We start from the raw sequence: 22872 nt of genomic DNA, 5'->3' as shown, positions 1-22872 counted from the left end.
TTAACAAAAGAAGATGCTTATTTATAAGCATCTTCTTCACTCTATCTCCATCAACCTCTTCGCCTCAAAATACAATACTTGAATAAACTTCTTCGTATTAATTCGCGTATGACCAGAAGATGCGAGTTCATCTTTCGTCATTTCTGTCATCCGTTTTCTAACTACGGTAAAATCGAAAAATTTTGGAGCATAGGTTTCAAATTTTGGATTTGAAAAGTCTGTTAATCCTAAAGAAGCCAAATGATTTAACGACTGATAAATAGCTCGACGTACTCTTTGTTCAGACGCTTTTTTTTCTTTATCAATATCCGCCTCTAAAGCTAGATCCCCTAATTTCCTTATCGTAATATGATGAAAAATTTCTTTTAACGCAGGAAAGCCAAACTCAAATGTCTGTGCCTTTTCTTGACCATATAAATATTCCAGCATACTAAGTAAATCTTTACTTCCATTCTCTCCCGCAATACCGAGTTCTGATAGTAAAAAGCGCCCTAAATCCCCTATCTTTTTTCCTTCTTGCACTGGTTCAGTACGCAATTGCGGTTTTTCCCACTGAAACACGTTATTCAATGATTTTTGAATATCGTGTATAGAACGCTCCAATCTAATACGCTCCATCACTTTGCGTACAACAGATACAACTTCGATTTTGTTTAATGGTTTTGTAATATAATATTCTACACCAAGTGTATATGCCTCACCTATAAGCTGCTTCGATTCCACTTGAGAAATCATAATGATTTTCCCCGTGAAAGTTGACGCAATGTGACGAACTGTTTCAATTCCGTCCCTCATCGGCATCAACAAATCAATAAATAAAATATCTACTTTTTTAAAATTTAGTTGATCCGCTTCAATAAAAGCTCCGTCATCCGCCTCACCAATTACTTCTCCAAGATCTCCATCTTCAATAATTTGCGAAAGCATCGAACGGAAAACTTCATCATCGTCTACGATATAATAAAACAAATCTATTCCCCTTCCTGCTTTAAACTATCCTCTGGTAAACAAACGATAAACTTACATCCTCTTTTATTTTCTCGGTCTTCTAATTTCACTTCTCCGCCTAGCTCTGTTACCATTTCATTTATGTAAGAAAGCCCAATACCAGTTGACGGTGTTCCCGTTTGATCATACTTGGAAGTAAATCCTGGCTTAAATACTAATTTCTTATACTTTTGTGTAATACCAGGCCCATCGTCAATTACTTCAAAAAATATATGCTGATTTCTTTTATATAGCTTAATAATAACGAAACCTTTATCTTCAATTGCTTCAACTGCATTTGCAACTAAGTTATTAAAAATTGATAGCACTGTATACACGTGGTATGCAGCATGCTCACCTTCTATATGTTTAGAAAAACGTATATCCTTTTCTAGCATTTCAGCATACTTCTCGTTTATTCTAACAATCATCTCTGCTAACTCATGTCCTTCTACATATTCAGCCACATTTTTATCTAATAACAGTTTAGATAATCCTGCAAATATCCTTTGATTATCCTTTTTTATTTCATGCACTTCCCCCGCTATTTTCAACGCTGTTTTACTACTTGAATCAGCGCTTACTTGTAAATTTCGATATAGTTGATATGCTTCTTGTGTAATTAACTCCGCATTTTGTAACGTCTTTTTCAAATGAACAGATTCCACATATAAATTAGAAAGATGCATTAACATATTTTCATTTTCTTTTCGAACTTGCGATTCTTTTAATTTCGTTTCATATAAATTCATCATATTTAAAAAACCAAGTGCAAAGAAACTACGAAAAATAGCAATAATAATAAGTTTATTCACTTCAGAAATCGTTATTGTTGTACCTAGTACTAACATGTGATAAAACGCAAGTTCTGACATACTTGCAACAATTTCAATTGAAATTCCAAGGCATCCAATAATGATTGGTTTCTGATGGAACTTATTTACCCTACAAAGCGAAAAAAAACTGCCATAAATAAAATAATAGAAGAACACAGGATAACGCAAATAAAATGATTCTGTCATATGAAATGAACCTTGCATGATCCAGTCAAGACATACTCGGAATAAGACTACAGATATACCAACAAGAATACCTGCAACTCCTGCTGGTACTCTTCTTAAAAATAATAATAAAAAGAAGAATAGCGGTGTACCGAAGCTAACTCGAAACGTATCATTAAAGGGATGAAAGTTCAGCTCCCCAGCAATCGGAACAACGACCATTAATATAATTAAAAGGGACATATCTTTCTTCCATAATTGATTCCAATTCAAAGGTGACACTTCCTATACTTTTTTTCAGTAGTAAAAGTGAAAGCCCGCTTATTGTTATAAACGGGCTTTTTTTCTATATTCTAACCTTTTCTACCGCTTTTATTTGGCGATACTCTGGCTTCCACATTGCTTCTTGCACTGCCATCTTGATATCGTTATCACTTAAGTTCACTCTTGCAACACCTTCTGCAACTGCAACTTTCGCTACTTCAATTGCAACCATTTCTGAGATATTACGTAATTCTTCGACCTCTGGTAAAATAGGTGCTCCTGGCTGACTTGTATCTACCATACTTGCAACTGCTTCAGCAGCCGCTGCGAACATTCCATCCGTCATGACGCTTGCTCGTACTACAATTGTTCCAAGACCAAGCCCTGGGAAAATAAGTGCATTATTTGATTGTCCAATCACATACGTTACACCGTTATATGTAACTGGTTCAAATGGACTTCCTGTTGCAACTAACGCTCTTCCTTCTGTCCACTCGATTAAATCTGCTGGTTTTGCTTCAGCAAGTGGCGTTGGATTCGACATTGGTAAAATGATTGGTCTTTCTACGTGAGAAGCCATTTCTTTAATAATCTCTTCTTTAAATGCACCTGCAACAGTAGATGTACCAATTAAAATTGTCGGTTTTACATGTTTCACAACTTCAGCAAGTCCGATCACATCATTTTCTTTCCACTCACTTACTTCTGCTTCTTTTCTTGCGTACGGAATTTGGAAATCAAGAAGATCTTCCATATTATCTGTAACTAACCCGTTACGATCAATACACCAGAAACGCTTATATGATTCTTCTTCAGATACGCCTACGCGGACCATCGCATCTCTAACTTGATCTGCGATACCGATTCCAGCCGTACCAGCACCAAATACAACAACGCGGTGTTCACTTAGCGGTACACCAGAAGCTTTCACTGCCGATAATACTGCCGCAAGTGAAACTGCACCTGTACCTTGAATATCATCATTAAACGTACAAACGTCATGACGGTATTTATCTAAAATTTTTCGTGCGTTACGAGAGCTAAAGTCTTCCCAATGTAAAAGTGCTTTCGGGAATTGTTTGTTTACCGCTTGTACAAACGTATCAATAAATTCATCGTAAGCTTCACCTGTTATACGAGGGTGACGATTTCCAATATAAAATGGATTGTTTAATAGCTCCTCACGGTTTGTACCTACATCTAAAATTACCGGTAATACACGACTAGGATCGATTCCAACTGCAGCAGTGTAAACAGCTAATTTTCCGATTGCGATGTTAATACCACCAACGCCCCAGTCACCAATTCCTAATATGCCTTCTCCATCTGTTACAACGACTAAATCAATGTTCTCAGCTGTTGCACCGATATTCGTGAATGCTTCTTCGATACCTGATGGATCGTTAATTGATAAATAAACACCACGTGGTTTACGATATTCATGACTATATCTTTGAATTGCTACACCGACAGTTGGTGTATATACAATCGGTAACATTTCACGTAAATGATCTGTTAATATACGATAAAATAATACTTCATTTCGATCATGTAACGCAGTTAAGTATACATTCTTTAATAAATCATCCGGCTGAGAACTAAATTGTTCGTATGCTCGGCGTGCCTGTTCTTCTAACGTTAAAACCGCTGGCGGTAATAACCCTTTTAAACCTAACTCTTCTCTTTCATTTTGTGTGAAAGCTACCCCTTTATTTAAAAGTGGTGTTGATAATACTTCTGCTCCTCTTAATGTTGTTTCTAATGCACCATTAGAAGCTACTGTAAACTTGCTCATAACATCCCTACCTCTATTCATATATAGCATTTCTATATTGTAAACAAAAAAGAGGGGATTGTCCCCCTCTTCTTTTAATTTTTCTTTAAAAGAGTTGCTCCTGCAATCCCTGGGTGTGTCATCTCGAATGGATCTAGAATTAACTCTAAGTCTTCTTGTGACAATACACCATTTTTCACACAAAGTTCTCGAACGGATTGGCCTGTTGCAATTGCTTCTTTCGCAACGCGAGCTGCTGCTTCATAACCGATATGAGGGTTCACGGCTGTAATAATTCCTACACTTTTCTCAACATACTCTTTTAAGCGATCTTCATTCGCTTCAATTCCTTTTAAGCAATTATCTGTAAAGGCACGGAAACCGTTATTCATAATGCTAATCGATTGCAGTAAGTTGAAAACAAGTACTGGTTCCATCACGTTTAATTCTAATTGTCCTGCTTCTGAAGCAAGGCAAATTGTATGATCATTACCTATTACTTGGAACGCAATTTGATTAATAACTTCTGGCATAACAGGGTTTACTTTCCCTGGCATAATAGAAGAACCTGGTTGACGAGCTGGTAACATAATTTCCGCTAAACCAACACGTGGACCTGATGCCATTAAGCGAAGGTCATTTGCAATTTTAGACATATTCATCATACATACTTTAAGCGCTGCAGATACTTCAGTATAAGCATCCGTATTTTGTGTCGCATCTACTAAATCTTCTGCACCAACAAGCGGTAATTCACTAATTGCAGCTAAATGTTTTACAACTGCTTCAATATATTCTGGATCTGCATTTAAGCCTGTACCAACTGCAGTTGCCCCCATATTTACTTCATATAAATGTTGACGCGATTGTTGAATTCGTTTCATATCACGTTCAAGTACGCGAGAGTATGCTTTAAATTCTTGTCCAAGACGGATTGGCACAGCATCTTGTAAATGTGTACGACCCATTTTAATAACATGGTCAAACTGTTCTGCTTTTAATTCAAATACATCATGCATATAACCCATCGTTTGTAATAAGCCTTCTAATGCATTTAATGTTGCGATATGAATCGCCGTTGGGAATGCATCGTTTGTTGATTGCGCCATGTTTACATGACTATTTGGACTAATATAATGATAATCTCCCTTTTCCATCCCTAATAATTCAAGCGCACGATTGGCAATGACTTCATTTGCATTCATGTTCATTGAAGTACCCGCTCCGCCTTGGATTGGATCTACGATGAAATGATCATGCCATTTTCCATCAAGAATTTCTTGAGCAGCCTCTGCGATCGCACCGCCCTTGTTCAATTCCAATCTTCCTACATCTGTATTCGCAAGCGCTGCTGCTTTTTTTACAATTGCGAACGCTCTAATTAAGCCTTCATGGATTTTGTATCCTGTAATTGGGAAGTTTTCAACTGCACGCATTGTTTGTACGCCGTAGTATGCATAGTTTGGTACTTCTTTTTCACCTAAAAAATCTTTTTCAATTCGAACACCATTTTTAACTTCAGTTAATGTTGCCATGATTATTCACTCCTTAACGATTTCTTATGCTGCTTTTGTTTCTTTGACTGTTTCTACATATTGTTTTGCTTTCTCATTATCGAATTCGCCTTCCCACTTCGACATAACAATGGCCGCTAATGCATTTCCTAATACATTGACAGATGAGCGAATCATATCTAAAATGCGGTCAATTCCCGCAATTAACGCGATACCTTCTAGTGGTAGCCCCATCGAACCTAACGTTGCTAATACAACAACGAACGATGCACCTGGAACTCCCGCCATACCTTTGGATGTTAACATGAGAACGAATAATAACGTTATTTGCTCCGTTAGTGACATGTGCACACCGTACATTTGTGCAACAAATAATGCCGCTAACGCTTGATAAATAGCCGATCCAGTCAAGTTAAATGTATAACCTGTCGGAATTACGAAAGAGGCAACTGCCTTTGGACAACCGAACTCTTCCATTTTTCTCATTATATTAGGTAAAACAGCTTCTGAACTTGCTGTCGTAAACGAAAGAATCAGTTCTTCTTTTAAAATTTTCATTAATGTAAAAATGTTTACTCCAACCATTCGTGCATTAATACCTAATACAATCACAACGAATAGTATAACAGTTACGTATACAGCTAGCACTAGTTTTCCTAGCGGAAGTAATGTTGCTACACCAAATTTTGCAACCGTAACGGCAATTAATGCGAATACACCAAATGGTGCAAATTTCATAACTTGATTTGTAACCCAAAACATGGCTTCGAGTACACCTTCAAAGAAGTTAAAGACTGGCTTTCCTTTTTCTCCAATTGCTGCAACTCCTAAGCCGAATAGTACTGAGAAGAATATAATCGGTAATAGGTCACCTTGTGCAATCGATTCAAATACGTTTTTCGGTACAATGTGAACAATTGTCTCAGCAAAACCTTTCTTCTCTGTTGCATCTGCAGTTTGTTTATAAGAAGAAATATCACTTTGCTGTAAATTACTCATATCAACACCAGTACCTGGTTGGAATATATTCGCTGCAAGTAATCCCATTAAAATAGCAATCGTCGTAATAATTTCGAAATAAAGAATTGTCTTACCACCCAGTTTCCCAAGCTTCTTCATATCTCCTACACCAGCTACTGCAACAATTAATGCTGAAATAACAATTGGTACTACAATCATTTTAATTAAGTGAATAAATATATCCCCAATTGGTGTGATATAAGAAATCGCCGTTTTATTGCCATAAAAGACTGCCCCTACTACAATCCCTAAAACAAGCGCGACAAAAATTTGTGTTGCCAATCCGAATTTTTTCATTTATGTTCATCCCCTTCATGCGAACGCTTTCAATTTGAATTTATAAAAGCTACTCACACATCTTATAAGCGAACCTACAAAATCATACAAAAACCTACAAGTTCGTCACAAAAAATTCAAATATTTTTCTTCTTTTTTTCATTGACACCATTTTGTTAAAAAACGATAAAATAAACTTGATAAGTAATCAGATTGTTTCGTATAATCAAAAAGATATATACTTAAAACAAATCAAAATGAAAAGGAGTGGATGTTATGAAAAACTATACAAAGCACTTCGTCCTATCTTCTTCTTTTCTTTTTCATTTTCTTAAAAAGGAACAAAGGCATTCGCCTTTGTTCCTTTTTTATTGCGATCTATATAGGGGGAATTGTTATGAGACCATATAAACGTGTCTTAATTAAATTAAGCGGCGGTGCACTTGCCGATCAAACTGGAAATAGCTTTAACTCCAAACGATTAGAACATATCGCAAACGAAATTTTATCCATTGTTGATTTAGGTATCGAAGTATCCATCGTCATTGGTGGCGGTAACATTTTTAGGGGGCATCTAGCTGAAGAATGGGGAATCGATCGCGTAGAAGCTGATAATATCGGTACGTTAGGTACAATTATTAACAGCTTAATGCTTCGCGGTGTTTTAACAAGTAAAACAAATAGAGAAGTACGCGTTATGACGTCCATTCCATTTAATGCAGTAGCTGAACCATACATTCGCTTGCGTGCAGTCCACCATTTAGATAACGGTTATATCGTTATCTTTGGAGGCGGAAACGGGCAACCGTTCGTGACGACAGATTATCCAAGTGTACAAAGAGCCATTGAAATGAATAGTGATGCCATATTAGTCGCAAAACAGGGTGTCGATGGCGTTTTTACAAGTGATCCGAAGCATAACAAATCAGCAAAAATGTACAGCAAACTAAACTATAATGATGTCGTTAGACAAAATATACAAGTTATGGATCAAGCGGCATTACTGCTTGCCCGGGACTACAATTTACCAGCACATGTCTTTAACTTTGATGAGCCTGGAGTCATGAAAAAAATATGTTTAGGCGAACATGTGGGGACGTTGATTAATGATGATGTTACGATGTTGGTGCATGAAAAATAATGATTTCCCACCAAAAAAGGGTGTCTTTTGTAGGCACCCTTTCCTAATTCATCATCACAAATAGAAGTCAACCAATCCCGCCACTTTCTCCTTACAACGCTCCCAAAAAGATAACTTTTCAAAAAACTCTTTCGTCATTTCTTTCGAATCATGAAAATCCTCTGTTAACGCCTTATTAACTTGTCCTACAATAGGACCACCATAAATATAAAAATTCATTTCATCATTTATATTGAAGCTACGCGAAGTAAAGTTTGTTGTACCAATAACGGTTAATTCATTATCAATAAGCATTAATTTGCCATGGAACATTCCTTTTTTATACCCATATACAGTAATCCCATTATTAACAGCTTGACGTATGTATGGATACGCCGCTTCTTTTATAAGAGGTAGATCTGGTTTATATGACCAAAGTATTTTTACTGTAACACCACGCTTTTGTGCTGCGATTAAAGCATTCATGGACTCTTTATTTTTTGCTATAAAATACGGCGTTGCAATTACAATGGAGTGCTGAGCTTGTTTTATGAGCTCTATATATTTTTCAGCAACGTAATGCCCATTGTAACTAGTCATAGTATGTAATGTATTCCCTTTACTAGCTTTATTCGTACTTCTCTTTATCTCTTCTTTCGTATCTCGTTTCCAGTCTAAAGCGAATTGCTGTTCTAAATCTTTTGCTCCTTCTCCTTTAAGTCGTACATGATAATCACGCCAATATCCAAATCGCTTATCTTTCCCTAAGTACTCATCTCCTATATTAAATCCGCCTGTATAGCCAATCTCCCCATCAATCGTCGTAATACGGCGATGATTACGATGGTGAAGTGAATAAAATCCGAATGGCAATGTAGGTTTTCTACTATATGTAAAATGTACACCACTTTTCCGCAATTCATTTATCACCTTTCTTTCAAATGATAAATCATTAATGCGATCAACTGATAAATAGACGTTTACTCCTTCTTTTGCCTTCTCTTTTAATAAGTTTAAAAAAGTATGACTACTTTTATCATCCGACAAAATGAAGAAATAAGTGTAGATGGAGCTTTTCGCTTCTCTTATATCAGTAAATAATTGTTTATAAAAAGACTTCCCTTCTACATATAATTGAAAGTCACTATAATGAGGCGCATACTCTGTCGGCATGTTTTTCCCGGCTTCCATTTTCCTACCTAAGGTAACATCGATATGCATCCAAATTAAAATAAAAACGAAAATAGCAATAATAATAGAAGTAACTCTTAATATTTTTTTAATCATTTTGGTTTCCTTCCAATCATATTCCTTACTATTTCGTAGTGTTTCATTTAAATATGTTTTCATACGAAATGTATTTCTTATTTTTATTGATACTAAACAGTTAAAGGAGATACGAATATGAGAAAAGGGAAAACTCCTATTGTTTTTATCCCAGGTCTTTTCGGTTCAATGAGCAATATTATTATTCCCGGCACTGGTAATTGGAGTTTTGGACTTTCTGCATTTGTTTACGAACCATTCATCATGATGCTAGAAAGTATGGGGTACGAACGAAATAAAGATTTGTTCATCTGTTTTTATGACTGGCGGCAGCGTATTGTTTTTTCTACACAAAAATATTTATTACAAACGATTGCTTATGCTAAAAAGATTACAGGTTGCGATAAACTAAATCTAATTTGTCATAGTATGGGCGGCCTTCTTGGACGTTCTTACGTTCAAAGTGCAACATATAAAAATGATGTAAATCAGCTTATAATACTCTGCACACCAAACGCTGGATCTTCACCAAATTATAGTTATTGGACTGGAGGTACTCTCCCTATCCATGCCTCTTCTAAAATAAATATCGTTCATTTTTATGTGGAACAATATATTTGTTACTTAAGCATCTTACATAAAATGAATAAAGTTGAGGCGATACACATTTACTTTCCAGGATTACAAGATGTTATTCCTTGTAAAGATTACGGAAATTATTTATAAGATCCGGCTCTTCTATTACATTTCTTCCTTATAGTAAGATGAAAACGAAAAACCCTTTCCTCGATACATTAAATGAAAATAGATTTATTATACAAAAAAGAAATATTGAAACGACCCTCATTGCCGGAGATGGAGAGGAAACAATTCAATATTTACAAGTCGTCCCTTCACATTCCAAACTGAAATGGACAGACGGCAAAGTCGTCGGTGATTTACTTACAAAACATGGTGACGGTAACGCTGTTCTACATAGCGCTTTTCTTCTAGAGGGAAATAAATATGTTTTGCATGCTTCACATAACGAAGTGCTCTACAAAAGCATTCCTATACTACAAAAGATACTCTAAATTTCAAAAAAAGGTATGGCATTAAGCCACACCTTTTCACATTAAACAAAATTTCTCGCATCATTATTTCTTCCAAACTTATAAATAGCAATTAAGAAGAATGCAATTGCGAAAGCGAATAAAATTAAAATGTTTAAATATAACTCCGAGAATGGTATTCCCTGCTGAAGTTTTGATATCGTATCTAACAACCAGCGCTGCGGAAGAAAATTAGCTACTTTTTGTACTGCACTTGGCATAATGTCATATGGGAAATAACAACCCGCTAGTAAGCATGTTGGTACAATGACCATGTTTTGCATCGCATTTGCCGATGCTGAGTTTTTCGAAAAAGCTACAAGGACTAATGATATTCCAATTGCGATTAATGCAAATAGCATTAGTACGCCCATCATCACTATGAAAGGCATATTGATATTCGTATGAAAAACATTCGTTAGGAATAGGATTGTAATCAAAATTTGTACTGTTAGTATTATCATATTTACCCCGACATTAGATAATATGAACTTCTTCCCATCTATCGGCGTTGATAATAGTCTAAAGTACGTTCTATTCTCTTTTTCTTTTAAAATATGACCTGATAAGTTCGCTGCTGAAAACAGCATAAACATAATAAGGTAACCCATCGTTTGATTTGTCATATCTTTATTTTTCGAAGTATCTTCTAGCGTCTCCGTTTTCATTTTAAATGAACTTTTTTGATACCCTGCGTACATATTGTCGAATGTACTTTGATCTGTTCCTGCTACTTTACTAATAGCTGCTATATTATCAATATAATTATATAAATATGATTTTATAAATCCTGTTACTTGATCACCTTTAATCGATGAAATTTCAATATGCTCTGGTTTCCCTTCTCGAACACTTTTTGAAAAACCAGAATCTAATATAATAACTCCATCAAGTTTTTTGGAAGTGAGTTTATCTTCTACTTCAGACTCCTTAACCTTACTCACATTCACATGATTTAATCCTTCTAAAAACTTTATCGTATCATTTGCTATTGGCTCATTTTCTTTATTTACAATCCCGATATTTAACGTTCCTTGCCCTGCATTTCCGTATATCGAGAAGGAAATGAGCGTCCCTATTATCGGCAAGCTAATTATAATGAGTAAACTTTTTTTATTTTTCAAAAGCACAGATAACGTTTTTTGTATGAGCCATAAAATATCCTTCATACTATAGCCCCTCCCGTCTACGTAATGCAATAATTGCAATTAATAAAAAGAGTGCTGAAATTCCAATGTTTAAAGAAATGACTGGTAGTGCTGCCCCTACATCATTTGCATAAATAATTTTCATAACAGCTGTATTTGCCCAAGTTAATGGCGATAAATTCGTAACGAAATTTTCTTCTACTACGAAATATGCACCTCCAAAAATAGAAGCTAATTGCACAACAACCATAATAATTGCCCTAGACGCTTCAGCTGTTTTCGTGATATATCCGATTCCTAAACCGAAGCTAATTGCTAGAAAGACTTGTGTTAATAAAATAAGAAATATGATTCCAAGATGGTCGCCCCAATTCGCTTGAAAAACAAATTTACTAAATAACATGACGAGTAATATGCACAGGGCATTTGCTACTAGGCTACCAAGTACTTTTCCAATGAATATTTCAGCTTTACTTATAGGTGCAGCAATGAGACGATCTCCTGTTTTACGTATTCGTTCTCCTCGAATTAAAGAACTCGCTCCCATCGCAGCATATAGTGCAATCATCGTTGTCATTACAACCGCATAGTAATCCATAGAACCTGGTTTTTTCGCAGCTTGTAAAGATGTTTCTTTTATATAATCATTATGATTTCCGTTTGAAATAACCGTACTAACCTTAGTAGGATCTACTTTTGCAACTTCGACCGCTACATTGTACTTATCAACAAATGTTGTAAGCATTCCTTCCACAATACTTCCCTCAATACTACTTTTGTCACTCCCATAAAATTTTGCACCATCTTTATTTAACTCTACATAAGCGGCATATTTATTTTGCTTCACTTCTTCTTTCCCATCTATACTGCCGGAAGCTTTTTTAAAATGAATACCTGATTTATCCACTTCTTTCGTAAATGCTTCAAATGATTGAGAAAACGTGCTACTCGCTTCATCTTTATATAGCACTTGTATATCTTTAATCGAATGACTATCACTATTAAATGCGTTGGTTAACGCTGTTCCTAACACAAGCATAAGCACAATCGGAAATGCTAACATAAAAACTAAAGTTCTTACATCTCTGAAATCTCTTTTAATATGCATAATTGCAATATTGAAGATGTTCAATTGATGAACCTCCCTTTACCTTTTCTTCATTTACTTTTTATTTATCTCGTAAGTTTCTTCCCGTCAATGTAAGGAATACTGTTTCTAAGTTGGGAGCCTGCTCCTCTAATGAACGAATTTCAATATCATGATTGATACAGTGTTGAATGATTTTATTTAAATTATTTAATCCCGCATCAGAATTCACTTTAATTACGTTTTCTTCAATTTGAACTGCTTTCACACCGTTTATCTCTTTTAATTTTTCTACATCTAAATTCTCTACCGATTTCACTTCAATCCAAATATCTTTCGTGTCAGTAATAATTGCTTTTAACTGTTCTTTCGTACCTTCTGCAATTACTTTACCGTGATCTACTATCGCTATTTTCGTACAAATCTCTTCTACCTCTTCCATGTAGTGACTCGTATAAATAATAGTGCTTCCCATTTCATTTAACTTCCGGACAGACTGAAGAATATAGTTTCTTGACTGTGGATCAATTCCAACTGTCGGTTCATCCATAATAATTAACTTCGGTCTATGTGCAATTGCACAAGCAATATTCAATCTTCTTTTCATCCCGCCAGAAAAGTTTTTCGGATAACTTTTCTGTTTATCACTAAGTCCTACAAATTGAAGTGCTTCCTCTACTCTCGCTCTTAGTTCGGCCCCTCTTAATCCGTACAATCCAGCAAAGAACTTCACATTTTCATAAGCAGTTAACTCTTCATAAATCGCAATATCTTGCGGAACAATACCAATATTCATCTTTGCAAATCGATTATGTTTCTTTATATTTTTCCCTAGTATGCTAATTTCGCCTTCATTACTTCTTAACAAACCAGCAATCATATTAATTGTCGTACTCTTACCAGCACCATTCGATCCTAAAAAGCCAAATATTTCTCCTTCTTTAATAGATAAAGACATATTATCAACTGCGATGAAATCACCAAATTTTTTCGTTAAATTTTTAATTTCTAATGTATTCATCATTTCACCCCTATTTCGGTTTCTCTGCTGTTATTATAAACAAAAAAAATGAACCTGCTCAGTGCAGAAATTCATTCTTTTCACATGAGAATATTCACTTTTTTCATATGAGATGGTTCATCTTCATCCCATTCTCTTATATCGGAAACAACATTGTCACTGAAAAACCACTTGTTCCATCTACAATAATTTTTCCGTTTACTGATGCTGTTCGCTCCTCCATCCCCATAATACCGAGACCTTTCTTAACAAAAGCTGCGCCTTTCCCGTTATCCTTCACTTGCACCTTAACCATCTTGTTAAGCACATGAATATCTATAGAAATAACTGTCGCATCAGCATATTTCATTGCATTTGTTAGTGCTTCTGTAACATTCTCACCGATAATTTTCCACTGAATGGGAGAAATCATATCTAAGTTCCCTTTGTATACAAAAGGAATATTCACATCATTCTTACCGGCAAATTCCTCTATGAATAATTTCATACGATGAATACCAATTTGCTCAGTTGGTGGCTTCATATTTTTTAATGTAATGCGAATACTTTCAATTCCATCTTTTGAAATGTGAATTGCATTTTGTAATAACTCCGCAGATTTTTCTTTATCTATTTCCATTAACCTTTTTGCTGCTTCCATTTGAATAAGTGCACCCGTCATCGAGTGACCAATTTTATCATGAATTTCTTGCGATAACCGATTTCTCTCTTCTAGCTTAAATGTGTATTCAGATTGTCTTATGTACTCTTTATTTTCATGTAAGCTTTTCGTAAGTCGTTGCATATCTTTTCGCATCTTATCATTTTGCAATTCAAGCTTTACTACACGCGATATATATCGATCTGCCATAGTTAAAACGAGAAAAGAAAATGCAACAATTAATCCATAAGTCATTCGAATACTTTCATCTGCAATCGTAATTGGGAGCATCATAACGACAAAGCGTGGCCAATTCTTTTCTATGTAATGGAATGTAATTTCGTATAAGTTCAAAGGTAAAAACAAAATAAAAAATGGATGAACCCTCCATGTAAATAACATAACTATGCCAATGGACATACAGATTAATATTTTTTTATACATATCTTTTTTAAATATAGAAATCATTACGTTTACAGAGAGGGAAATAAGTAATGTAAATATAACCCATGGTAAATTTGCTACATTTGCGTAAATATAACTAAACACAATATATAAAAAGACAATTAATTTACTTACAGTTAACCAAAACTCCATATCATTAATCTACTTTCCCTGTTAAGTAATAAATCGCAATTTGTGTGCGATGTTCAAGTCCAGTTTTCCCTAAAACTGACGTAATATAATTTGCAATTGTTCCCTCAGATATAAAAAGCTGTTTCGAAATTTCTTTATTTGAGAAACCTTTTGCAATTAATGCGATAATACTAAGCTCCCTTTCTGTGAAAAGGCTCTTATCAATTTTACATTCTTCCTCTTTACTTTCCATTAAATTAGACTTAATTTTATCGAGGACAACATCTTGCATAACAGTTTGACCGTTATATACTCCTTTTATCGCATCACGAATACGCTCCGGATCGTTATTTTTTAATAAATAACCTTTCGCTCCGTTTTTTACTGCATCCAAAATATACTCATCATCATCAAACGTCGTTAAAATAAGCAGTTTTGTTTTCGTCTCTTCACAAATGAACTTCGTCGCCTCTACACCGTTCATATTTGGCATACGAACATCTAAAAGAGCAATATCAACTTCATGCTTTTTACAATATGCTACAGCTTCTTCCCCATCATTTACAGTATCTACCACTTCGAACTCTTCGTATGTATTTAAAATAATTTTCATGCCTTCTCTAATAAAAGAGTTATCATCCGCTATTAATATTTTAATTTTCATGTTTGTTAGTATGGCCCTTCCCCTACTAACATTCACATCCTTTCTTCCCGTAACATTTCCTACTTGCTCATTATATACTTCTCTTTACCATTTTTTCACACCTTTTTTCATCTAGCTCTCCTGCAAAAAATATATTATTCTTTTTTTACAATATGTGTAGGGTGACTTATCATTCTTTACGTCTATATAATAGAATGCGTCAAAAAGGAGGGAGAGACCGATTGAGGAAAAACAATTAATTGAAAAAGCAAAGCAAGGAAGCGAGCATGCTTTTCGTATCCTTGTACAAACATATCGTCATTATATTTTTCAAGTTATCTTTTCTATTTTAAGACATGAAGAAGATGCGAAAGATGTTACACAAGAAGTATTCGTAAAAATTCACACCTCTCTCCCAAATTATCAATTTCGCGGATTAAAAACGTGGATGGCACGTATTGCCACCAATCACGCTATTGATTATAAGAGAAAGAAAGCTAGAGAAAACGAAGAACTCTCCTTATGTAAAGAAACAGAGGAAAATATAAAATCCTCTCATAACATTGAAGCTTTACTATTGACGAAAGAGCAAAAATTACTCATTGCTCAAAAACTGAGAGAACTTCCTGAAAATTACCGTGACGTCGTTCTCGCACATTACTTAGAAGAAAAAAGTTATCAAGAAATTGCTTTGCAGGAAAACATCGAAGTAAAAACAGTCGAAATGAAACTGTATCGGGCACGAAAATGGATTAAAAAACATTGGAAGGAGGAAGAGTTTCTATGATGCATTATTCAAAAGAAGATTGGCGCAATTATACATTAGATTTTATAGAAAGCAATGAACGTGAATCTATGGAAGAACATCTTTATGAATGTGATGATTGTTTAGCACTTTATATGGAAAGTATTGATGAACAACATGAAAACCTTCCAATGATAAATGATGATTCATTTACGAACGAAGTTATGACGCAAATTAATTTTGAAACACTACAGTCTAATAAAAATATAAAAACAAACTCACTAAAGCGCACAATCATTCACTACATAATTGCGACTGCGGCTACAATTATTTTTATGGTAAGTGGTTTATTCCAATATATTTTTACAGCGACATCAAATTTCGAGAAATCTTCAAAACATAACGAGTCTTCTATTTCACAACAAATTGTAAACAAATCGGTAGACACATCCAAAAAGAACGGAGGTTCAAAGCATGAATAAAAATCCCTTTTTAGCACTTGTATTAGGGCTAATTCCTGGGCTTGGACATTTATACTTAAAAAAGCTAGGACGGTTTATTTTATATAGCGGAGGATCTTTATTTCTATTCTCCTTTGCAGTATTTTGTACAATAGTAGTAAGAGAACGTGATATTGCTTTTCTTTCTCTATTTTTACTAGCCGTTCTATGGGCAATTAACTTACTAGATTTAGTTATCACCATTATAAAACAAACGAAAAAACAAGAAGCTGGAGAATTGATAAATTCCTCTAAAGAGAGCGAACGATTTTATATCATTCTCCTATCTATCATCCCTGGACTTGGCCATTTCCAATTAGGACTTATGCAACGCGGTCTTACGTTTTTAGTCGCTTGCGCTGGCTTAGGCAGCATGATTATATTTGTGACTTTATTAACATCTCAAGGAAGTTTCCTTATCTTCCTTATTACGTTACCTGTTTTATGGATTTATAATTTCTTTGACGTTGTTCAGCAACTACAGAAAAAAGAACGCGACGAGCAATTAATTGACCGTACTATTTTCGAAGATTTTGAAGAACATCGAGAGCAGGGAAAGAAAAGTAAAACATTTGCTTCTATTTTAGCGATGTTCCCTGGAGCAGGTCATATGTATTTAGGCTTACAACGCCGTGGTCTTCAGCTTATGGCAGCCTTCTTACTATCTATTTATTTACTCGACTTATTAAGACTTTCTGCATTTTTGTTTTTAGTACCAATCATTTGGTTCTATAGCTTTTTTGATGCGTTACAGCAAACAGCAAAATACGGAAAAGAACGAGTTCAAGACGAACCCATTATCGATTATTTTATAAATCATCAAAGATGGATCGGTATCGGATTAATTACACTCGGTGGTTATTATTTATTAAATCAAACAGTCCTTCCTATTTTGAATGATTATTTTGCAACTATATTTAATATTCATCTTAGTGAACTATATTATCGCTATTTCCAAACATCTATCGTTGCGCTCCTTTTAATTGGCGGCGGCTTTAAATTGTTACTTGGAAATAAAGAAAACAAAGGTGGGACAAGCGAATGAGGACTTGGCGTGTTGGAACATTCTCAATGGGGCTTTCTATTATATCGTTAGGATGCTTTTTACTATTTTCAGTCGTAAAAGGAATTCAAGTATTAGATACACTAACTGCATGGTGGCCAGTTTTACTTATCATACTTGGAGCCGAAGTTTTACTATATCTTCTATTTTCTAAGAAGGAACAATCATTTATTAAATATGATATTTTTAGTATTTTCTTTATCGGCGTTTTAGGAAGCGTCGGAATTGCTTTTTACTGTTTATTATCAACTGGATTACTAGAAGAAGTTCGTCACTCTATTAACACAACGAGGCAAACGAGTAATATTCCAGACGGACAATTTGATATACCTGAATCTATCAAAAAAATCGTAGTAGATGCAGGACATCAACCTCTAACGATAGAGGGAAATAATACAAATCAAATTCATCTTTTGGGAACTTATGAAATGACAACGAAAGCAAATGAAAAACTCAATTTAAAACGAGATGATTTCCTTTCAGTTCAAACGGCTGGAGAAACGATGTATATCACTTTAAAATCATTACCTGTTCAGCATACGTTATTTAATTCAGCACCACAGGTGAAACCAACGCTTGTTCTTCCGCAAAATAAAAATGTGGAAATCCGCGCTTCAAATAACGAACTATCTCTTTATCCAGGTCAATTACAAAATAATTGGTTTGTACAGGAAAGCTCAAGAGTGTCTGTCCATCTTGCAAAAGAAAGTGATATATCTTTAACAGCAGTAACGAATCAAAAAGAAACACATGGAAGTACACCTTGGGAACAAGTAGAAGATTTAACGAAAAACGAAAATACTTCTTCAGAAGAACATCCAGAATTAAACAACCAAGAACATTGGTATAAAAATTCGATTAAAACTGGAAATGGGACGTACAAGTTAAATATTGAGAAAGCTTATAATTTGAATATGAGTGTTCTCGAAAAATAAAAAACCTTCCGCAATTGCGGAAGGTTTTTCTCATATAATCGCTTTAATTCCTTCTAACACTAATCCAATCATAAATCCGCAAACAGCCCCGTTTACTCGGATCCACTGTAAATCTTTACCGACGTTATTTTCAATCATTTCGATTAACGTCTTATCATCTAACTTATCAAGGTTTTCTTGTACAAGCTTACCAATTTTCGAATGGTTCTTCTCAACAAGACTTACAACTTGTTTTTGTAACCAATCTTCTATTTTTTGAACTGTCTGTTCATCTTCTTTTATTTTATTCATTTGTTTTTGTAAAAATGGAATAACATATTTATCAGCAAATTCTTCATTATTTACAAAAGCAACTGCTCTTTGCTGTACTTGCTCTAGCATCTCTTTTATTTTGTCAGTAGCATTCCAATTGGCAATCCATTTTTCTTTCCAATTTTCTAATTCTTGTAGTAACGCTTCATTTTCTTTTACATTTATAATTTCTTGACGAATTTTCGCTAATATAAGTTGTCTCGTGCTATTATCTGCATCTTGTAAGCTGTTAATATTGCTAATAATAAACTTCTGCAAAATGCCGCCAATTTTATCTTCATCTACAATATTCATAAACGATTTCAATGTAAACTGTAAGAATCCATCCACTTTTATATTTTCCATCGCCTTCATACCTAAACTTCCAAGCTGGTAGCGTGCTTCATCTTGCGCTGTCCAATCTTTCACTTTTACTAAAATGTAATCAAGTGTCTTCTCATCATATTCTTGCACAACTAATTGATCAACAAGCACTTGTAAGATGTTACTTGTATTAATTGTATGTAAATACGTCTTTAATTCTTTTTCAATAATAACCGCTAATTTTTCTGTATCGATTGAAACAATCGCCTTCTCAGCAATCGTTACAATGCCTTTTTTCACAGCATCAGACTGTATTTCTCTCTCTGCAATTTGTAGCACCATTTGTGCTAGCTGCATTTCTTTTACTTTATTCGTAATACTTTCTTTCGTTAGCCACTCATTTTCTAACGTATTGATGAGCCCTTTCGTTACTCGTTTACGGTTTTTAGGTAACAAAGCTGTATGCGGAATTGGAATTCCCATCGGGTGACGGAATAATGCTGTAACTGCGAACCAATCTGCAAGCCCGCCAACTAACCCAGCTTCAAATCCCCCTTGTATAATCTCTCCAGCTATCGTTCCTTGAAAAGGGATAGAAGCCGCAAAGCCTACACCCATAACCCCAAGCGAAATACCCGCTATATATTTAGTCTGTAATGACATCGTATACACATCCTCTTATTATGTAAAATAAAGCTTTTTGTTGTATTTATTCAATATTAGTTATCCTTTATATATACTATAAAGAACTATTGTGAAAATAACAAAGATTTTTATGTACATGAAAAAATGAGGCTACAACTAGCCTCATTTTTCTTATACCGTTAATTCCAAACCTTTCCTATAATATTCATTCATTACATCTTTTGGAACCATACTTCCACCCGTTCCCCACACAATATGAGTACCTTTTTTCACCTTCTCTGTTAACTGTTGCTTTTGTAAATACTCATCTTCTTTACATACTTTCACTGGCCCTATCATACCTGCTAGTGCAGAAGGCTCTAAATAAATATTCTCCGTATCAGCTAGTTCTTTTAACAATCTATATAACTCTTCATCGCTTACTGTGTAATTCCCACTCAAAAATGGTTCCATCGTTTTCCCGACAAATCCAGATGGCCTTCCTACCGCAAGTCCATCCGCATCCGTTACATTATCAATTCCGATATCTTGAACGGCAATTTTGTCATGAAGGCCTGTCATTAAGCCGAGTAACATACATGGAGAGTGCGTAGGCTCTGCAAAGAAACAATGAACATTGTCTTTATACAATAACTTTAAACCGAATGCTACTCCACCCGGTCCTCCTCCTACTCCGCACGGAAGGTAAACAAATAAAGGATGGTCTTTATCTACTATAACCTCTAACTCTTCTAATTGCTTTTGTAATCGTGATGCTGCTACTGCGTATCCTAAAAATAAATCATGTGAGTTTTCATCGTCTACAAAATAACAGCTAGGATCCGCATCCGCTTGTCTTCTTCCTTCTTCTACTGCTTTACTATAATCATCTTCATATTCAATAACGTTTACACCTTTACTTCTTAATAAATCTTTTTTCCATTCTTTTGCGTCTGCTGACATATGAACAGTTACATTAAAACCTAGATTCGCACTCATAATCCCTATGCTAAGTCCTAAATTCCCTGTAGAACCTACTGCAATTGAATATTTGGCAAAAAACTCTCTACATGTATCACTATCTAAAATGGAATAATCATCTTCTTCTGTTAACATACCGTGCTGCAATGCTAGTTGTTCAGCATGTTTCAACACTTCATAAATGCCGCCCCTAGCTTTAATTGATCCTGATATCGGAAGATGACTATCACATTTTAATAATAATTCTCCTAAAATAGGTTGCTTGTAAGTTGTCTCTAAAGCTTCTTTCATAGAAGGTATTTTTACTAAAGGTGATTCGATTATGCCGTTCGTCCCTTTCGTTTCAGGAAAAACTTTCGCAATATATGGTGCAAAACGCTTTAATCTCTCTTCCGCCTCTTTTACATTCTCTTCATTAAGTGGTGAATCTTCTATTGCCCTTTCATACTTTTCTATGTGTGGGTTTATCCAAAATACTTCTTCTGTTGCAATAAGTTTATTCACTAATGGGTATTCTGCTTGTAATGCCCCTATTTCTTTCATTTTGTTTCCTCCTTATATCCTTGTAGCTCACCATATAATAAATTATAATTAAATTAATTTTAATATAGTTTAACACAAATCGTTCACTTTAGTTAATTTTAATTTAATTTATTTAAATATAATTTAATAACCCTTAAGGAGATTTTCATTATGGAAAATATAGATATTGGTAAAAAAATTGAAAAACAAAGAAAAGAAAAAGGTTTAACTAGTAAAGAACTAGCAAAGATGGCCAATATTACACCATCTATGTTAAGTCAAATTGAACGTGGGTCCGCTAACCCTTCTATTCAAACATTAAAAGTGCTTGCTAAAGCTCTTGATGTGCCAACATTTAGCTTTTTACTTGAAGATACAAATACAGACGATTTAATTGTACGTTCCCATAAACGAAAGAAAATGATTATCGATAATTTATCATATGAAATGCTTTCACCTGATTTCACTGGAAATTTAGCAACAGCAATTATGACCGTCCCGCCTAATACAGCTTCATCAGAAAATCTGCTAGAACATAAAGGAGAAGAATTAGCATTTGTCTTAGAAGGGAAAATCACATTATATTTAAATGAGGAAGAATACGTATTAGAAACTGGTGACAGTGTAAAAATACCTGCTTATTTAAAGCATAAATGGGTGAATCATTTTGAGAAAAATGCGGTAGTCTTATTTTCTGTTACTCCGCCGATTTTTTAATATATGTAATAAAAAAATAGCCATGTACGGGGAATATCCGTTAATGGCTATTTTTTATTTTTTAGGCACCAACAAAATCCCTAAACTAATAATACAAAAGCTCATTATTTGCTGTGCTGATAGACCAAACAGAACCGAATTTTGTTCACTAACAAGCGAAATAATAATATGAGCAAACCCCTCAACAATTAGAAAAATACTTATATTCCTTCCATTTCCGAGCCTTTCATTTTTCATCCATAACAAGCCCATTATACAAAGAGCAAGGATGATCTCGTATACGAAAATAGGGTGATATAATAGTTTAGATTCATATATTTTCATTCCCCATGGTAGTGTCGTTTGTGCACCTACTTCATGATGAAATAGAAAATAAAAGATAATGCTCACACACAATCCAAAAGGCAGTACATCAAGTAAAATACGAAGCGAAAATTCTTCCTTTTTACTTTTCCAAACAATGTATACACTAGCAATTACGCATCCTACTACAATATGTTGCATACTTCCAACAGCTAATATTGCTTGCACTGGCGATCCAAAAGCCCATACAGGATTTAAAATTGCTGGTGCAAACTTCCATACAAATACGATGATAAGAAACGCATTTGTTACGGCATCCATCATTTTTTCATATGATACATTTTGATGCCTCATCTTTCGTTTCATCAACATAAATCCAAATAGACTTCCAATTATAAGAGATACGGGTTGTAATCTCACGATCCACTCCATCATCACG

The 22872-nt window shown here is 34.7% G+C and carries 20 protein-coding genes and 1 pseudogene; 7 read left to right on the top strand and 14 right to left on the bottom strand.

Annotated elements, in window-relative coordinates; all coding sequences use genetic code 11:
- Positions 1-36 precede the first annotated feature (36 nt).
- The 5 genes from DN399_RS08650 to DN399_RS08630 form a co-directional block, all read right to left on the bottom strand.
- Positions 37-969 (bottom strand): response regulator, encoded by a 933-nt coding sequence (locus DN399_RS08650; RefSeq protein WP_049107159.1) that lies wholly within the window; start codon positions 967-969, stop codon positions 37-39.
- Positions 970-971: 2 nt separating this feature from the next.
- A complete protein-coding gene (locus DN399_RS08645) occupies positions 972-2270 on the bottom strand; it encodes a sensor histidine kinase (protein WP_002023846.1) in 1299 nt (432 codons plus the stop codon).
- A gap of 64 nt (positions 2271-2334) precedes the next feature.
- Positions 2335-4047, bottom strand: a complete 1713-nt coding sequence (gene malS / locus DN399_RS08640) for an oxaloacetate-decarboxylating malate dehydrogenase (RefSeq protein ID WP_002023847.1) — start codon at positions 4045-4047, stop codon at positions 2335-2337.
- A gap of 74 nt (positions 4048-4121) precedes the next feature.
- Entirely contained in the window at positions 4122-5561 is a 1440-nt protein-coding gene (gene aspA, locus DN399_RS08635) for an aspartate ammonia-lyase (RefSeq protein ID WP_000224194.1), read from the bottom strand.
- 24 nt (positions 5562-5585) lie between these two features.
- A complete protein-coding gene (locus DN399_RS08630; protein WP_000713293.1) occupies positions 5586-6857 on the bottom strand; it encodes a cation:dicarboxylate symporter family transporter in 1272 nt (423 codons plus the stop codon).
- 376 nt (positions 6858-7233) lie between these two features.
- Between DN399_RS08630 and pyrH the strand changes: the two genes are divergently transcribed.
- Positions 7234-7977, top strand: coding sequence for a UMP kinase (gene pyrH, locus DN399_RS08625; RefSeq protein ID WP_001248059.1), 744 nt, complete (start codon positions 7234-7236; stop codon positions 7975-7977).
- Positions 7978-8031: 54 nt separating this feature from the next.
- Here pyrH and cls read toward each other — a convergent pair whose 3' ends face one another.
- Positions 8032-9243: a cardiolipin synthase gene (cls, locus tag DN399_RS08620; RefSeq protein WP_016122263.1), complete on the bottom strand. Its 1212-nt coding sequence runs from the start codon at positions 9241-9243 to the stop codon at positions 8032-8034.
- Positions 9244-9360: 117 nt separating this feature from the next.
- On the opposite strand from cls, the pseudogene DN399_RS08615 reads away from it, so the two are divergent.
- A pseudogene (locus tag DN399_RS08615) lies at positions 9361-10295 on the top strand (esterase/lipase family protein).
- Between the two features lie 41 nt (positions 10296-10336).
- Here DN399_RS08615 and DN399_RS08610 read toward each other — a convergent pair.
- The 5 genes from DN399_RS08610 to DN399_RS08590 all read right to left on the bottom strand — a co-directional run bounded on the left by DN399_RS08610 (position 10337) and on the right by DN399_RS08590 (position 15449).
- Complete coding sequence (locus DN399_RS08610) at positions 10337-11482, bottom strand: ABC transporter permease (RefSeq protein WP_149149493.1); 1146 nt, start codon at positions 11480-11482, stop codon at positions 10337-10339.
- A 1-nt stretch (position 11483) separates the two neighbouring features.
- Positions 11484-12593, bottom strand: a complete 1110-nt coding sequence (locus DN399_RS08605; protein ID WP_001020156.1) for an ABC transporter permease — start codon at positions 12591-12593, stop codon at positions 11484-11486.
- A 37-nt stretch (positions 12594-12630) separates the two neighbouring features.
- Entirely contained in the window at positions 12631-13569 is a 939-nt protein-coding gene (locus tag DN399_RS08600) for an ABC transporter ATP-binding protein (RefSeq protein ID WP_006915053.1), read from the bottom strand.
- Between the two features lie 136 nt (positions 13570-13705).
- Positions 13706-14806 carry a sensor histidine kinase gene (locus DN399_RS08595; RefSeq protein ID WP_149149492.1) on the bottom strand — a complete coding sequence of 367 codons (1101 nt, stop codon included), beginning with the start codon at positions 14804-14806 and terminating at the stop codon, positions 13706-13708.
- A gap of 4 nt (positions 14807-14810) precedes the next feature.
- Positions 14811-15449 (bottom strand): response regulator transcription factor, encoded by a 639-nt coding sequence (locus DN399_RS08590; RefSeq protein WP_149149491.1) that lies wholly within the window; start codon positions 15447-15449, stop codon positions 14811-14813.
- Positions 15450-15669: 220 nt separating this feature from the next.
- Here DN399_RS08590 and DN399_RS08580 point away from each other — a divergent pair, with 220 nt between their 5' ends.
- From DN399_RS08580 to exsE, 4 genes are read left to right on the top strand one after another with little or no spacing between them, the layout of a single operon-like run.
- A complete protein-coding gene (locus tag DN399_RS08580; RefSeq protein WP_306418681.1) occupies positions 15670-16215 on the top strand; it encodes an RNA polymerase sigma factor in 546 nt (181 codons plus the stop codon).
- Positions 16212-16655, top strand: coding sequence for a hypothetical protein (locus DN399_RS08575; protein WP_000972345.1), 444 nt, complete (start codon positions 16212-16214; stop codon positions 16653-16655). The genes DN399_RS08580 and DN399_RS08575 overlap by 4 nt, the downstream gene beginning before the upstream one ends.
- Positions 16648-17718, top strand: a complete 1071-nt coding sequence (locus tag DN399_RS08570; RefSeq protein WP_149149490.1) for a hypothetical protein — start codon at positions 16648-16650, stop codon at positions 17716-17718. The genes DN399_RS08575 and DN399_RS08570 overlap by 8 nt, the downstream gene beginning before the upstream one ends.
- On the top strand, positions 17715-18671 hold the full coding sequence (gene exsE / locus DN399_RS08565) for an exosporium protein ExsE (protein WP_001261426.1): 957 nt from the start codon (positions 17715-17717) through the stop codon (positions 18669-18671). The genes DN399_RS08570 and exsE overlap by 4 nt, the downstream gene beginning before the upstream one ends.
- A gap of 30 nt (positions 18672-18701) precedes the next feature.
- On the opposite strand, the gene DN399_RS08560 is transcribed toward exsE, so the two are convergent.
- Positions 18702-19949, bottom strand: coding sequence for a DUF445 domain-containing protein (locus DN399_RS08560; protein ID WP_000058294.1), 1248 nt, complete (start codon positions 19947-19949; stop codon positions 18702-18704).
- A gap of 153 nt (positions 19950-20102) precedes the next feature.
- Positions 20103-21434 (bottom strand): D-serine ammonia-lyase, encoded by a 1332-nt coding sequence (locus tag DN399_RS08555; RefSeq protein ID WP_149149489.1) that lies wholly within the window; start codon positions 21432-21434, stop codon positions 20103-20105.
- A gap of 150 nt (positions 21435-21584) precedes the next feature.
- Here DN399_RS08555 and DN399_RS08550 point away from each other — a divergent pair, with 150 nt between their 5' ends.
- Entirely contained in the window at positions 21585-22130 is a 546-nt protein-coding gene (locus DN399_RS08550; RefSeq protein ID WP_149149488.1) for a helix-turn-helix domain-containing protein, read from the top strand.
- Between the two features lie 54 nt (positions 22131-22184).
- Here the strand turns inward: DN399_RS08550 and DN399_RS08545 are convergent, their stop codons facing one another.
- The gene (locus DN399_RS08545; protein WP_025689552.1) at positions 22185-22865 is read right to left on the bottom strand and encodes a prolipoprotein diacylglyceryl transferase family protein; all 681 of its coding nucleotides are present in this window, start codon (positions 22863-22865) and stop codon (positions 22185-22187) included.
- Positions 22866-22872: the final 7 nt, after the last annotated feature.

The organism is Bacillus sp. AR4-2, from assembly GCF_008274865.1.
GTDB lineage: Bacteria > Bacillota > Bacilli > Bacillales > Bacillaceae_G > Bacillus_A > Bacillus_A cereus.
Note: the sequence above shows the minus strand (reverse complement) of the source record. Positions and strands in the feature narration are given on the sequence as shown.

Coding starts and splice junctions, on each gene's coding strand:
- malS (WP_002023847.1), bottom strand. CDS start 4,047: ATGAGCAAGTTTACAGTAGCTTCTAATGGTGCATTAGAAACAACATTA.
- aspA (WP_000224194.1), bottom strand. CDS start 5,561: ATGGCAACATTAACTGAAGTTAAAAATGGTGTTCGAATTGAAAAAGAT.
- DN399_RS08630 (WP_000713293.1), bottom strand. CDS start 6,857: ATGAAAAAATTCGGATTGGCAACACAAATTTTTGTCGCGCTTGTTTTA.
- pyrH (WP_001248059.1), top strand. CDS start 7,234: ATGAGACCATATAAACGTGTCTTAATTAAATTAAGCGGCGGTGCACTT.
- cls (WP_016122263.1), bottom strand. CDS start 9,243: ATGATTAAAAAAATATTAAGAGTTACTTCTATTATTATTGCTATTTTC.
- DN399_RS08610 (WP_149149493.1), bottom strand. CDS start 11,482: ATGAAGGATATTTTATGGCTCATACAAAAAACGTTATCTGTGCTTTTG.
- DN399_RS08600 (WP_006915053.1), bottom strand. CDS start 13,569: ATGAATACATTAGAAATTAAAAATTTAACGAAAAAATTTGGTGATTTC.
- DN399_RS08595 (WP_149149492.1), bottom strand. CDS start 14,806: ATGGAGTTTTGGTTAACTGTAAGTAAATTAATTGTCTTTTTATATATT.
- DN399_RS08590 (WP_149149491.1), bottom strand. CDS start 15,449: ATGAAAATTAAAATATTAATAGCGGATGATAACTCTTTTATTAGAGAA.
- DN399_RS08575 (WP_000972345.1), top strand. CDS start 16,212: ATGATGCATTATTCAAAAGAAGATTGGCGCAATTATACATTAGATTTT.
- DN399_RS08570 (WP_149149490.1), top strand. CDS start 16,648: ATGAATAAAAATCCCTTTTTAGCACTTGTATTAGGGCTAATTCCTGGG.
- exsE (WP_001261426.1), top strand. CDS start 17,715: ATGAGGACTTGGCGTGTTGGAACATTCTCAATGGGGCTTTCTATTATA.
- DN399_RS08560 (WP_000058294.1), bottom strand. CDS start 19,949: ATGTCATTACAGACTAAATATATAGCGGGTATTTCGCTTGGGGTTATG.
- DN399_RS08555 (WP_149149489.1), bottom strand. CDS start 21,434: ATGAAAGAAATAGGGGCATTACAAGCAGAATACCCATTAGTGAATAAA.
- DN399_RS08550 (WP_149149488.1), top strand. CDS start 21,585: ATGGAAAATATAGATATTGGTAAAAAAATTGAAAAACAAAGAAAAGAA.
- DN399_RS08545 (WP_025689552.1), bottom strand. CDS start 22,865: ATGGAGTGGATCGTGAGATTACAACCCGTATCTCTTATAATTGGAAGT.